A 12746-nucleotide genomic window follows, 5' to 3' on the forward strand; every position below is an offset into this window, starting at 1 on the left:
CGCTCAGTGCGAAGCGGTTTCGACCTCGCGCTGCGACGCCGCGGTCTGCCGCTGCCCGGCGAACCAGGTGGCGTGGAAGCCCGCGGCCAGTCCGGCGAGCAGCGCGAGCACGACCGTGCCGGCCAGGACCGGGTATTCGGCCATCTGCACCGGCAGGAAGCGGTAGGACAGCAGCAGCACGGCGAGCACCAGCACGCCGCCCGCGACCAGCCGGACGCGGAACCAGCCCCAGCCGCGTTCCGGATCGCGCAGCGCGGACTCGACGGTCAGGCACAGCACCGCGCCCGCGACCAGGTCGACGCCGTAGTGGTAGCCGAAGCCCAGGGTCGCGGTCACCGTGGCGAGCAGCCAGAACGCGCCGCCCCAGCGCACCACGCTCGGCGCCGGACCGCCGTCGGTATCGCGGCGGGTGTGCAGGAACACCGACAACGCCCACGCGGTGTGCATGGACGGCATGCAGTTACGCGGAGTGGCGGAGTCGAACGGCATCGGCATCGGGTTGCGGTCCAGCGGCGGCACCACGCTCGGCCAGTAGTTGCCCAGCTGTAGTCCGTGCCCGTCCGCGCCGAACGCGAACATCGGCCCGACCACCGGGAAGATCACATAGACGATCGGGCCGACCAGCCCGAGCACCAGAAACGTGCGCACCAGATAGTGGGTGGGCCAGCGGCCGCTCGATACCACCCGGCGCAGCTGCCACACCGCAACCACGATCGCCGCGACCGGCAATTCGATGTAGACCCAGTGCAGCACCCCGTAGACGACCGGCCCGAGCACATCGAGCACCCGGCCCATCACCCAGGACGGATCGCCCAGCGCGTGATCGGCGAGCAGCACGTATTCGTCGAGCACCGTCGGCCTGCTCATGATGGTGACGTGCAGCCACACATCACCGACCTTGGTGGCAAGAATAAGTAGCGCACCCAGCGCGGCGGCATGCAGCGCGTTGCGGCGTTCGGTGCCGTCCCAGCGCAACCACGCGTATGCCGCGAGTCCGGTGAGCACGATCACCGGACCGTTGCCGATCGCGAACGACTCACCGGCCAGCAGCCGGATCCCCGCCCACACCACGTCGATGGTCACGGCCGCACTCAGCGCGATGATCCGCCGCCGGGTCGAAATGCCAACCAGCGCAAGGACCAGACCGGCCCACGGCACCGACATCGACTTGGGGGTGCCGACGTAGTCCTGCCACAGGCTGCCCAGCGGACCCTGGAACCCTTCGTTCATCGCCACGATCTGCAGCGCGATCAGCAGTACCGGCACCGCGGCGACGCCCGCCGCGACCCAGACCCGGGCCGGCGGCACACGCAACCGAGGAGCGGCACTTCCTACTCTGGGTCCCGGGTCTTCGACAAGCACTCGACCATAGTAAACGGGGGGTGAACGCCATCCCACTGGCCGACTGAACATTTGGGGACGGCAGTCGGCGAAGCCGGCGGGGTGGGTGAATAATGCGCAACCGTACCCACCGCGACAGTTACTGCTCGAGCTCCTTGACCAGCGCGTCTACCACCGCGACCAGGTCGCCCTGGGCAGCGGCGGCGACTTTGCGCTGCCGCTGGTATGACGCACCTCGCTCCGGGATCTCCGCGACGAAGGCCAATTCGTCCGCGCAGCCGAGCCGTTTCGCGGTCGGCTCCAACCGGTTCAGCAGGTCGGTCACGTCGTCGGTGACCAACCGCTCGTTGCTCTTGTCGTCCACGATGACGATCGCGTCCAGGCCGTAGCGGGCGGCCCGCCACTTGTTCTCCTGCACGTGCCACGGCGGCAGCGAGGGCAGCGTCTCGCCCTCCTCGAGCCTGCGGTCCAGGTCGACGATCAGGCAGTGGATCAGCGCGGCCATCGCGGCCAGCTCGGCGCGGGTGGACACCCCGTCACACACCCGGACTTCGATCGTCCCCCACTTCGGCGCCGGGCGGATGTCCCAGTGCATCCCGCCGAGCTGCTCGAACACCCCCGTCTTGAACTGGTCGTGCACGAAATGCTCGAAGCCACGCCAGTTTTCGAACTGGAATGGCAGGCCGGCCGTGGGTAGCTGCTGGAACATCAGCGTCCGGTTGCTGGCGTAACCGGTGTCCGAGCCCGCCCACATCGGCGAGGACGCGGATAGCGACAGCAGGTGCGGATAGTGGATCAGCAGCGCGTTCAGGATCGGAAAGACCTTGTCCCGGTGCGAGACTCCGACGTGCACGTGCACGCCCCAGATCATCATCTGGCGGCCCCACCACTGGGTGCGCTCGATCAGCTCATCGTAGTGCTCCGAGCGGGTCAGCTGCTGCGCCGACCACTGCGCGAACGGATGCGTGCCCGCGCAGAACAGATCGACGCCGAGCGGGTCGGCGGCGCGCCGGACCGCGGTCATGGTGCCGTGCAGGTCCTCGACCGCGTCGCCGACGGTCTCGTGCACCCCCGTGACCAGCTCGACGGTGTTGCGCAACAACTCCTTGGTCACCTGTGGGGTGCCGTCGTGCGCGTGTAGATCGCCCAGTGAATCGAACACCGCCGCAGCGGTATTCGATAGATCGCGGCTCACCTTGTCGACGAGTGCGATTTCCCACTCGATGCCTATGGTGGGCCGGGGCGATCCATGGAAGGGAACGTGTTCTCTGCCTGCCCCGGCCATATCGGCTCCTGCGCTACTGGATCACACCGCAGGCAACGCGGCCGCCCGCGTCGCCTGTCGCTAGCGTCGTATCGTCCGGGCCGGCAACGCCGTCGGCTCGGAGGTACCGGTTCGGGATGTTGCCGAAGTTGTCGGCATCGGCGTGGATCATCAACGCCTTGTTCTTCAGATCGTCCAGGGTCACCGCGTCGGTGGTGGTGACCAGCTTCGCGCTGCCGTCCGAGCGGACCTCGAGCGAAGTGAGGTCGCCGCTGGCCGGGTGCGTGTTGGCGCTGCCGACCTGCAGATGGCCACCGGCGGAAAGGAAGTCGCCGGACGGGCCGCCGGTCGGCGCGACCGAGTTGGCCTCGCACTTACCGATCGAGTGGATGTGCAGGCCGTGGAAACCGGGGCGCAGGCCGTGCGCCTCGACGGTGAACTGCAGGTGGTTGCCGTCCTTGACGATGTTGGCGGTGGCGACCGAGGCGCCGGCGGCGTCCTTCAGGTCGACCTTCACGCCGGCGTTCGAGTCCGCGCTGCCGGTTTGCTTGCCGGATTCACTGGCCGGCGGGGCGGCCGCGCCGCTCCACACGGGCGGGGTCGTTCCCTTGACGTCACTCGACTCCTGGCTGTTGGTGCAGCCTGCGAGGCCGAGGACCGCGACCGCGAGCACCGGGGTCACAGTCCGCCAGGACGGGCGACGAGTTGTGGACGGGGCCATCGGGGAACTCCTTTATGAGTACCGAGTTTACGAAGTTTACGAGTAAAGCTGGGTGGACACGTTCGTTACCGGACAAGATGATGCCACGTCCGCCGTGTCGCGCCGTGACAGGCCCGTTCAGCGGCAGGTCGCCAGTTGACCCGACCGCGGTCGCCAGTTGTCAGTTACCCGTCACGATGACGGTTACACCGGGCGAGGACTCGCCCAATCCACTCGACTTCGATTCCGCGGTGATGCCGAGCTCCTGCGCGATGGCCTGCCCGGCCTCTTTATCGCCCGGCGAATTGCCGTAGTACACCGTCGTTTTCGGGATATTGACGCCGGGGTAGTTGCCCGTCTCGACGACATTCCAGCCGTCGGCGGTGAGCTGATTCGCGGTCTTGCCGGCCAGCCCGGCGATCATGCTGTTGTTCAGCACGCGCACCGGAACCGCCTTCGCGGCGGCCGCCGAGGTGGTGGGCGGCGTCGTGGTGGTCGTCGTGGGCGGCGCGGCGGAGCTGGACGGCGCGGCGTCCGACGTCTTCGCGACGGTGGTGCTCGCGGGCACCTGCGGCGCGGCGGTGGCGGTGGTCGAGGTGGCCGATTCCGACGGGCCGGAACTCGACGGGTCGGCGTCGGACTTCGACAGCGACATCGCTCCCAGGCCACCGAATACGATGGCCAGTGCGATCAACACCATCGCCAACGCTCGCAATGGCGGCCCACCGGAGGTGGGATTCGGGTAGCTCACCTAGTCGAGCCTAGCCCGGTCATACCTGGAAACCGAGCCGTCGCGCGGCCCTGGCTTTTTGCCTGCTCGCCCGCAGCCGGCGCAGCCGCTTGACCAGCATCGGGTCGGCGGCCAGCGCTTCCTGCCGGTCCACCACGGCATTGAGCACCTGGTAGTACCGGGTGGGCGACATGCCGAACAGCTCCCGGATGGCTTCTTCCTTGGCCCCCGCGTACTTCCACCACTGGCGCTCGAAGGCCAGGATGTCGTGTTCGCGACGGCTCAGCCCGTCGCCGTCGCCGGTCGATTCCGCTGCCGTGACATCGTCGCTCGCGGAAGGGTCGCCCTGGATCGCGGAAAGATTCCGTGCCGCTGCGCCGTCCATCTTGCTCCCTCGCCGAGTTACCACCAGACGAAAAATGGTGCTTGTACGTCGCGGATCATTCAACCACGAGACCGTGGGATCGCCGGGTCTACGGCGCGGCGTGTTCCCTACCTGCCGGTAGGCGTGTCGCGGGAAGGTTGCCGCCCCCGCACGGCCGGCGGCGGGACGGCGCGGCAATAATTGGTCCCATGGCTATCCTCCCGATCGTGATCGTCGGCGACCCGGTTCTGCACAACCCGACCGAACGGGTCACCCAGTCGCCGGAGGAATTGGCCGAGCTCATCGCGGACATGTACGACACGCTCGACGCCGCGCACGGCGTCGGCCTCGCGGCCAACCAGGTGGGGGTGCCGCTGCGGTTGTTCGTCTACGACTGCCCGGACGTCGCCCCCGACGGCACCGCCACCCGACGCCGCGGCGCGGTGATCAACCCCGTGCTGGAGACCTCGGCCATCCCCGAAACCATGCCGGATCCGGACGACGACGAAGAGGGTTGCCTGTCGGTGCCCGGCGAGCAGTATCCGACCGGCCGGGCCGAGTGGGCCAAGGTCACCGGCACCGACGAGCACGGCAAGCCGGTCGAGATCGAGGGCAAGGACTTCTTCGCCCGGATGTTGCAGCACGAGGTCGGGCACCTGGACGGGTTCCTCTACGTCGACGTGCTGATCGGGCGCAATGCCCGCGCGGCGAAGAAGGCGATCAAGCGCAACGGCTGGGGCACACCGGGACTCAGCTGGATCCCCGGTACGGTCGCGGATCCGTTCGGCCATGACGACTGACGGTGCCGGCACCGGCGCGTCCATTCCGCTCGGCCGCCGGGTAGTCCTGCGTTATCGACTGCCCGCGGGTTATCCACAACCGCTCACCGACGTGATCGGCGAACTCCTTTCGCTGGATCCGCCGACCGTGCGCGGAGCCGACGGGCAGGTCGTCTCGGTGACGCCGGATCGGGTGGTCGCACTGAAAGCATTGGGGCCCAGGCCGATTCAGACCAGGGAGATCCGGTCGCTGGAATCGGCGGCGGCGGACGCCTGGCCGGGTATCGAGCGCACCTGGATCGACGGGTGGCTGGTGCGCGCCGGGCACGGGTACACCGGTCGCGCCAATTCCGCTGTGCCGCTGGGCGATTCCGACGGACCCGCGGTGGTGACGCCGGACGCGATCCAGCGCATCGGCGAGTGGTACACCGCGCACGGGCTGCCGCTGCTGCTCGCGCTGCCCGATCGGCTCGCGCCCATCCCGCCGGGCTGGGACAGCTGGCGGGAGACCGTCGTGCTGGCCATCGACATCGAGAATTTCGTGCTCCCGCAAGGACCTTCGATGGTGCGCGTCGCCACCGCGCCGGATCACGCCTGGCTGGAGTTGAATCGCTACGAAGGGGAACCGCCTACGCCGCAACGACCTTCGTCGCGGGAACCGGATGTCGAGGTGCTGACCGCCGTGCGCGACGGCGAACTGGGCTTCGCCTCGCTCGGCGTGCCGACGCCGATCGCGATCGGGCGCGGCGCGGTCACCACCGCGCCGGACGGGCGGCGCTGGGTCGGCCTCACCTGTGTGGCGGTCGGCGCGGAGCATCGCCGCAAGGGGCTCGGTTCGCTGGTGTGCGCCGAGTTGATCCGGTGGGGGCACGGGCGCGGTGCGACGCACGCGTACCTTCAGGTCGAGGCCGGAAACAGCGGCGCGCTGGCGCTGTATCGCGAGCTGGGTTTCGTCGAGCATCACATGTATCGGTACGCGTCTCCGACCAACCACCCCCACGGGTCCGCCGACCTCCGGTAAAACGGAGTCATAGCCCAACGAAGGAAGGCACCTGTGCGCCTCGCCACCTGGAACGTCAATTCGATTCGCTCCCGGCTCGACCGGGTCGCGGAATTTCTGGATCGCCAGGATATCGACGTGCTGGCCATCCAGGAGACGAAGTGCCGCGACGACCAGTTCCCGTTCGAGCGGTTCGACGAACTCGGTTACGAGGTCGCCCATCTCGGCATCAACCAGTGGAACGGGGTCGCCATCGCGTCCCGGGTCGGACTGAAGGATGTGGAGTTCGCCTTCCCGAATCAGCCCGGCTTCGACAAGGAGGCCGGTGAGTCGCTGATCAGCGCGCCGGTCGTCGAGTCCCGCGCGCTCGGCGCGACCTGCGGCGGGGTCCGGGTCTGGAGCCTGTACGTGCCCAACGGCCGCGCCCTGGACGACCCGCACTACACCTACAAGCTGGAATGGCTTGCCGCCCTGCGCGACAACGGCGCCCGCTGGCTCGCCGAAGATCCCGAGGCGAAGATCGCCCTCGTCGGTGACTGGAACATCGCCCCCACCGACGACGACGTCTGGTCCGTCGACTTCTTCGAAAACAAAACCCACACTTCCCAACCCGAGCGCGACGCCTTCCAGTCCTTCCTCGACACCGGCTTCGCCGACGTCATGCGCCCCTTCGCCCCCGGCCCCGGCATCTACACCTACTGGGACTACACCCAACTCCGCTTCCCCCGCAAAGAGGGCATGCGCATCGATTTCATCCTCGCCTCCCCCGCCTTGGCCTCCACCGCCACCGACGCCGTAGTCGACCGCGAAGAACGAAAAGGCAAGGGCGCCAGCGACCACGCCCCGGTAATCGCCGACTTCACCGTCTAGACCACCGCCGATAGCACGCCGACTTCGCGCCGGAGCGAACGCCGGCGACAAGCATTGACCCCTACCTGTTCACTTGGTAATCTTTGAGAGTCCGAGGGATGCAGAGTGGAGTTGGCGAGGAGGTGCACATGGCCCGCAAAATCGTTGTCGACGACGAGGTATTCAAGGCACTCGTCGCAGCGCGGGTCGATTTCGAGAGCGAGAACGATGTTCTCCGGCGTCTCCTTCTCGCGGGTGACGATAGTTCGCCACCCCCCAGCCCCAGCACCCTCGATACGGCCGGTCAGCCGCGCGTCGGGCAGTTAGCGATCCTGCTGGAGCGTGGCTTGATCCGAAGCGGCGACGAGCTTCAGCACCACCGCATCCGAAAAGGTCAAGTCTTCACGGCCACGGTCCTCGACGGTGGATTGATCCAGACAGCCGAAGGCGTTTACGGCTCGCCGTCGCCAGCGCTCAAAGCGTTGGTCGGATCCGATATCAACGGTTGGCACTACTGGATTCACACTCGCTCAGGCAAGACGCTACGCGAGCTGCGGGCCTCGCTCTAATCTTGCAATCTTTGCCGATTTGATCAGTCAAAGATAAAGAGAACCGACCGCCCCTCCCTGGTGCGGGAGCGGACGATCGGCCATGTCCGCCTATCTTATCAAAGGTGCTTCGATGAGTAACCCGCAACGCGCGTGTCCTCGATCTCACCGGGGACACCGATGACCTCCTACGACAAGCCGTTCAAGACACACGCACAGCAGTTGGACCTGCTCCGTGAGCGCGGCATGCACATCGCCAGTTTCGATCGGGTCCTGGATCTCTATGAATTCGACCGACGCCTCCGATTGCATATCTTGGATGCAATCGACAGCGTCGAGGTAGCCTTGCGAGTGCGGCTCGGCTACACACTCGGCGCAGGCGACGCGTTCGCCCATCTCGACCGTGCGGCACTGGACGAAACGTTCACCCAGTACGATGGCCGGAATCCCATTGCAAGCCAGTCACCTTGGTTGTCCAGCGAGCATGCCAAATGGTTGACGAATGTCCGCCGGGACGAGGAACGATCGAAACACGACTTCGTCAGGCACTTCAAATCCAAATACGGAATGCCGCTGCCTGTCTGGGTTGTCACGGAACTTCTGACCTTCGGCAGCGCAGCAACGTTGCTCGCCGGCTTGAAACAACGACAGAAGAACATGATCGCGGCCGAGTTCGGGATCTTCGACGAGCATTGCGAAGGTGACGGCGCAGCACTGACCAAGTGGATCGCCAATCTCGTCTACCTGCGCAATACATGCGCCCACCATGGCCGCCTGTGGAATCACAACGTCGTCGATCAGCTCGGCAGGCTCGAGGGAACTCCTGATCTCGCCCATGCGAGCGGAGTGCATCAACGCTCACGGATCTATGCGTCGCTCGCTGTACTCGCCTACCTCACCAGCCAACTCGACCCCAAGTCGACGTGGCGTACCGACACCGCCACATTGGTCGAGTCCGGCCTAGCTGCTGTCGGTGAGTCACCCGATCGGATCGGTTGCCCGCCGCTGTGGAACCGCGAACCCATATGGTCCCCGGACTACCAGCCACCAGCAGATCCGCTCACCGTCGAGCACCGCGAAATTCTGCGACAGTTCGAGTGCATCGGCACAGCTGACGCCGGCTTGATTATTGATGCGAGTTCGAACGCCAAACGCCGTGCCAGCGCAGTGCGGTATCACCGTGCACGCAGTGAACTGCTTGGTTTGCCGGTCGGAAACACCTACCGGTTCCCGGTATTTCAATTCGACACTACCAATGCGTGCATAAACCCTCTCGTGGCCTACGCCAACATGGCAATCGAGGCCAAGACCAGCCCTTGGGATGCTGCAACATGGTGGAGTACACCGAACATCAACATGGACAACACCACACCGATGGATTCGCTGCAGGCCGGAATCCTGACGCAGGCGCTGATCGACACTGCACTCTTCCGCGAGGACTCCGCGCGCTAGTCCCGGCCCTGGCATCTACACCTACTGGGACTACACCCAACTCCGCTTCCCCCGCAAAGAGGGTATACGCGTCGACTTCATCCTCGCCTCCCCGCCCTCTCCGCCACCGACGCCGTAGTCGACCGCGAAGAACGAAAGGCAAGGGCGCCAGCGACCACGCACCGGTAATCGCCGAATTCACCGTCTAGGCGAGCAGATTCGTCACCGGACCCACTGCTCGAGCGACCCAGTGTCGAGAGCGAGTTCGACCGGCGAAGGAAGCGCCACCTCAGCACCGAACGACGTTGTCGCGACCTGCTGATAGTGCCCCGCACGGAGGCCGCTGTAGACAGTAACCTCGCGGGATTCTCTATCGATGAACAAGTAAACGGAAATACCCGTCGTCGCATAGATACGCACTTTGCCTGTTCGGTGCGTCCGGTCGTTGTCCTCTTCAGGTGAAGTGACTTCGACGACCATGAGCACTGAATCCGCATTCGCCCATTCACCTTGACCTACAAAAGCTTCAGCGTCGGCCAGTACGCCATCTGGCCGCACCCGTCCGGTTCGATCGTCACCGACGACGAGTCCCTGGCTGGCCGATAACCACAACTCCGGCCGGTGCCGCAGGCAGAGGCGTATCAACCACGCGATGATGCAGCCGTGGTTGCCATCAGGCAGCGGCTTGGCACTCAATTTCCCCTCGATGAATTCCAATCGCAAGCCCTCAGCGATGCGATCGGCAGCTCCCGCGAGTTCTTCGAACTCGCCAGTGCTCATCTGCGGTGCCTGGACTCCCATGGCGCAACGGTAACGACACCGACCGACAACTGAGCAGGCTTTATCGTCCGATGGCTTAGGCGACGCCGGGTTGTCGGCCGCTTCCGCGGCCGTTGTGCTGACGCGCTTCCTGCGGAGCTACGGTCACCGGGTTCTGCGGGGCTGTAACCGCAGGTACGCGGTACTTTTACGGGTTCATCTCGTAGGTGCCCGCGAGTGCCCTGGCCTGGGCGAAGACCTGCTCGAAGCGGGCGCGGTCGGCGACCGGGCGGCGGATCAGGTCGAGGGCGCGGGTCTGCTGGGCCTTGGTCGCGGCGGGCTTGGTGTGCAGGGTCAGCGCGTTCTTGGCGAACTCGCGGACGAAGTTGTCGAAGATCTGGTCGAGCAGGGCTGGGCTGGTGCCTTCGATCTCGGCTTGTTCGAGGATGAGTTGCGCGTAGGGCAGGGCGGTGAACAGCTCGCCGAGGGCGAAGAGGAAGTCGACGTCGCGCTGCTGTGCGGCGGTGGGAGCCGCTGCGGCGAGCAGGGTTTGGAAGGCGAGGGCCTGCTCCAGGAACACCGCGACATTCGGTACGTGGGTGAACTTTTCGAAGACCGCACGCCAGTCGGTGAACCGGATGCGGCCGAGGCCGCTGCTCGGACCCTGCCGGAACAGGAACTCGTCGTCGGCGGCATCCCGGCGGGTAGGCACCGGAGCGTATGCGGCACCGGCGAATTCGGCACGCAGCTTCGGCACGGCCGCCCCGGCCCGGGGCGCGAGCCGGCGACTCGACCAGCTCAGCGCGCCGGAGACCGCGCGTACCGTGCCCTTCGGCGCGGAACCCGCACCGGGCAGGAATTGCAGCGCGGCGAGGCCGGCATCGGCGGGATGGAACATGAAGTTGGCCATGAACTTCAGCGACAGCGCCATGTTCACGTGCACCGTGCCCTCGAGCCGGGGCAGCCCGAACAGCCCGAGCATCGCCATCGGGAAGTACATGTCCTTCTCGAAACCGCGGGCCGCGATCACGTCCGCGAGATCCTCGATGATCCGCTGCCCCTGCCGGGTGACGGTCATCTTCTCGATCGCGTTGAACAGCAGGTAACGGCGGTCTTCCGGGGAGGCCGAACGCATGTAGTCGATGGCCCGCTCGCTGTAGAGCTTCATCGCCATCAACCGCGCGTACGAGTCGGTCATCAGCGCCTGCACCTGCGGGAACTCGGTCACCCTGTGCCCGAACAGGATTCGGTTCTCCGCGTGCGTAATCGCCTCGTAGTAGGCGTGTTCACACGCGCCGACGGCACCGAAGCCGAGATTGAACTTGCCGACGTTGACGGTGTTCATCGCCGCGTGGAACGCCGCCTCGCCGCGATGCAGGATGTCTTCCTCGGCCACCGGATAACCGTCGAGATCGAAAGCGGCCACATACATCTGGCCGTCGACCACATTGCCGCGCAGGTGGTAGTTCTCGTGCTTGCTGTCCGCGAGGAAGAACAGGTACCCCTCGTAATCCTGTTGCGTCGGTTTGCTGTCCAGCGCCTTGGAGCTGTCGATGATCGGCTTGTCCGAGCGCCGCCCGAACACCGAGACCAGCGCGGCCTGGTTGCCGTTGCCGATGTAGTGCTTGCCGCCGGTGGCCCGATAGCCGCCGCCCGGCTGCGGCTCGACCATCATGTCGGTCGAGTAGACGTCGGCGCCGTGATCCTTCTCGGACAGGCCGAAGGCGAAGATCTCGCCGGAATCCAGCAGCGCCGCCGCACGCTGCTTGGCCGCCGCGTTGTCGCTCTGCCAGATCGGCCCGAGGCCGAGAATGCTGACCTGCCAGACGTACCAGTACTGCATGGAGTAGAAGCCGAGGATCTTGCTCATCATCGCGATCCGCCCGGTGTCCCAGCGCTTGTCCGGATCACCGCCGGCCTCGGCGGCCGGGGTGAGGAAGGTCGCGAAGACACCCTCGCGCTTCACGAAATCGAGGAACTCGGTGTACCAGACCCGATCCCGGTCCTCCTGCTTCAGCACCGCCTTGCCGCGGGCCTCGAACCAGTCGACGGTCGCGCGCAGCAACCGCCGGGTCTCGCTGTCGAACTCGGCAAATTCGCAGGTCTTCGGGTTGAACAGGGTTTCGGTCATCGCTGACTCCTCGGCCGTGACATCGCGCTCGCGCCTGCGGACAGGTCGCTCGACAAGGGCAGCCGGCCGTCTCCGGCCGACTTCATGCACGACTGTAGCATTAACATTCATGAATGTAGGAAGTTGATCTACAGGCGTCGGACCAGCGAGAACCCGGCAACTCACGCTGCTATGTTGGTGCCCATGGGTAGCGATTCGGCCGTACAGCCGCGGCAACGGGCGCCGCACCTCGGCCCGGAGCGCCGCCGCCCGCAGGTCCTGGACACCGCGCTGGCCATCGCGGTCGAGCACGGCATCGCGGCGATCACCATGGCCGCCATCGCCGAGCGGATGAACGTGACCAGGCCGGTCGTCTACGCCTGCTTCGCCGATCGGGTCGAGCTGATCGAGGCGCTCATCCAGCGCGAGGAGAGCTACCTGGTCGACGACCTGCTCGGGGTGATGCGCCGCCGCGACGTCGACGCGGGCGAGACCGTGTTCATCGAGGGCTTCCGGGCCCTGCTGGAAAAAGCGACCGCGCGCCCCGACGCGTGGCGGCTGCTCTACGGCAATCCCGATCCGGCTGTTGCGGATTCGTTCGGCCGCGGCCGCGCCCTGGCCATCGAACGGTGCAGCGCGCTGCTGCGGCCGACCCTGCGTGCCTGGGGCACCGAGGACGCCGACCGCAAGCTGCCGGTGCTGGTCGAGCTGTGGGTTTCCGCAGGTGAAGGCGCGGTGCGCACCCTGCTGGCCGACGACGGCGAGTGGACCGCGCCGGATCTCGGCGCCTTCGTCGGCGCGGCGGTCTACCGCGCGCTGCGGCACGCCTGACGCTGTCCTGACAAATAGTCGGCTACTTGCCGAACAGCTA

At 66.2% G+C, this 12746-nt stretch carries 13 protein-coding genes and 1 pseudogene; 7 read left to right on the top strand and 7 right to left on the bottom strand.

Annotated features, from left to right (window positions below):
• Positions 1-3 precede the first annotated feature (3 nt).
• From F3087_RS01780 to F3087_RS01800, 5 genes are all read right to left on the bottom strand, one after another.
• On the bottom strand, positions 4-1308 hold the full coding sequence (locus F3087_RS01780) for a phosphatase PAP2 family protein (RefSeq protein WP_223884856.1): 1305 nt from the start codon (positions 1306-1308) through the stop codon (positions 4-6).
• 172 nt (positions 1309-1480) lie between these two features.
• The gene (locus F3087_RS01785) at positions 1481-2626 is read right to left on the bottom strand and encodes a glutamate--cysteine ligase (RefSeq protein WP_150399987.1); all 1146 of its coding nucleotides are present in this window, start codon (positions 2624-2626) and stop codon (positions 1481-1483) included.
• Between the two features lie 13 nt (positions 2627-2639).
• Positions 2640-3326, bottom strand: a complete 687-nt coding sequence (sodC, locus tag F3087_RS01790) for a superoxide dismutase[Cu-Zn] (RefSeq protein WP_150399988.1) — start codon at positions 3324-3326, stop codon at positions 2640-2642.
• 160 nt (positions 3327-3486) lie between these two features.
• A complete protein-coding gene (locus F3087_RS01795) occupies positions 3487-4056 on the bottom strand; it encodes a LytR C-terminal domain-containing protein (RefSeq protein WP_150399989.1) in 570 nt (189 codons plus the stop codon).
• A gap of 19 nt (positions 4057-4075) precedes the next feature.
• On the bottom strand, positions 4076-4420 hold the full coding sequence (locus F3087_RS01800; RefSeq protein WP_150399990.1) for a DUF3263 domain-containing protein: 345 nt from the start codon (positions 4418-4420) through the stop codon (positions 4076-4078).
• Between the two features lie 188 nt (positions 4421-4608).
• On the opposite strand from F3087_RS01800, the gene F3087_RS01805 reads away from it, so the two are divergent.
• From F3087_RS01805 to F3087_RS47380, 6 genes and pseudogenes are all read left to right on the top strand, one after another.
• The gene (locus F3087_RS01805) at positions 4609-5199 is read left to right on the top strand and encodes a peptide deformylase (RefSeq protein WP_150399991.1); all 591 of its coding nucleotides are present in this window, start codon (positions 4609-4611) and stop codon (positions 5197-5199) included.
• Positions 5189-6199: an N-acetylglutamate synthase, CG3035 family gene (locus F3087_RS01810; RefSeq protein ID WP_150399992.1), complete on the top strand. Its 1011-nt coding sequence runs from the start codon at positions 5189-5191 to the stop codon at positions 6197-6199. The genes F3087_RS01805 and F3087_RS01810 overlap by 11 nt, the downstream gene beginning before the upstream one ends.
• A 33-nt stretch (positions 6200-6232) precedes the next feature.
• A complete protein-coding gene (locus F3087_RS01815; protein WP_150399993.1) occupies positions 6233-7048 on the top strand; it encodes an exodeoxyribonuclease III in 816 nt (271 codons plus the stop codon).
• A gap of 128 nt (positions 7049-7176) precedes the next feature.
• On the top strand, positions 7177-7596 hold the full coding sequence (locus tag F3087_RS01820; protein ID WP_150399994.1) for a restriction system modified-DNA reader domain-containing protein: 420 nt from the start codon (positions 7177-7179) through the stop codon (positions 7594-7596).
• Between the two features lie 159 nt (positions 7597-7755).
• Positions 7756-9027, top strand: a complete 1272-nt coding sequence (locus tag F3087_RS01825) for an Abi family protein (RefSeq protein WP_150399995.1) — start codon at positions 7756-7758, stop codon at positions 9025-9027.
• Positions 9026-9215 (top strand): annotated as a pseudogene (locus tag F3087_RS47380) (exodeoxyribonuclease III); the annotation flags it as partial. The gene F3087_RS01825 and the pseudogene F3087_RS47380, both read left to right, overlap by 2 nt.
• A 13-nt stretch (positions 9216-9228) precedes the next feature.
• Here the strand turns inward: F3087_RS47380 and F3087_RS01835 are convergent.
• Together F3087_RS01835 and F3087_RS01840 are read right to left on the bottom strand one after the other, a co-directional pair.
• Positions 9229-9807 (bottom strand): Uma2 family endonuclease, encoded by a 579-nt coding sequence (locus F3087_RS01835; RefSeq protein WP_150399996.1) that lies wholly within the window; start codon positions 9805-9807, stop codon positions 9229-9231.
• 166 nt (positions 9808-9973) lie between these two features.
• Positions 9974-11896: an acyl-CoA dehydrogenase family protein gene (locus F3087_RS01840; RefSeq protein ID WP_150399997.1), complete on the bottom strand. Its 1923-nt coding sequence runs from the start codon at positions 11894-11896 to the stop codon at positions 9974-9976.
• A gap of 183 nt (positions 11897-12079) precedes the next feature.
• Between F3087_RS01840 and F3087_RS01845 the strand changes: the two genes are divergently transcribed.
• On the top strand, positions 12080-12706 hold the full coding sequence (locus F3087_RS01845) for a TetR/AcrR family transcriptional regulator (RefSeq protein ID WP_150399998.1): 627 nt from the start codon (positions 12080-12082) through the stop codon (positions 12704-12706).
• Positions 12707-12746: the final 40 nt, after the last annotated feature.

Source organism: Nocardia colli (assembly GCF_008704205.1).
GTDB lineage: Bacteria > Actinomycetota > Actinomycetes > Mycobacteriales > Mycobacteriaceae > Nocardia > Nocardia colli.

Excerpts from the sequence above, each read along its gene's own strand:
- F3087_RS01785 (WP_150399987.1), bottom strand. The coding sequence starts at position 2,626 with ATGGCCGGGGCAGGCAGAGAACACGTTCCCTTCCATGGATCGCCCCGG.
- sodC (WP_150399988.1), bottom strand. The coding sequence starts at position 3,326 with ATGGCCCCGTCCACAACTCGTCGCCCGTCCTGGCGGACTGTGACCCCG.
- F3087_RS01800 (WP_150399990.1), bottom strand. The coding sequence starts at position 4,420 with ATGGACGGCGCAGCGGCACGGAATCTTTCCGCGATCCAGGGCGACCCT.
- F3087_RS01805 (WP_150399991.1), top strand. The coding sequence starts at position 4,609 with ATGGCTATCCTCCCGATCGTGATCGTCGGCGACCCGGTTCTGCACAAC.
- F3087_RS01810 (WP_150399992.1), top strand. The coding sequence starts at position 5,189 with ATGACGACTGACGGTGCCGGCACCGGCGCGTCCATTCCGCTCGGCCGC.
- F3087_RS01820 (WP_150399994.1), top strand. The coding sequence starts at position 7,177 with ATGGCCCGCAAAATCGTTGTCGACGACGAGGTATTCAAGGCACTCGTC.
- F3087_RS01825 (WP_150399995.1), top strand. The coding sequence starts at position 7,756 with ATGACCTCCTACGACAAGCCGTTCAAGACACACGCACAGCAGTTGGAC.
- F3087_RS01835 (WP_150399996.1), bottom strand. The coding sequence starts at position 9,807 with ATGGGAGTCCAGGCACCGCAGATGAGCACTGGCGAGTTCGAAGAACTC.
- F3087_RS01840 (WP_150399997.1), bottom strand. The coding sequence starts at position 11,896 with ATGACCGAAACCCTGTTCAACCCGAAGACCTGCGAATTTGCCGAGTTC.
- F3087_RS01845 (WP_150399998.1), top strand. The coding sequence starts at position 12,080 with ATGGGTAGCGATTCGGCCGTACAGCCGCGGCAACGGGCGCCGCACCTC.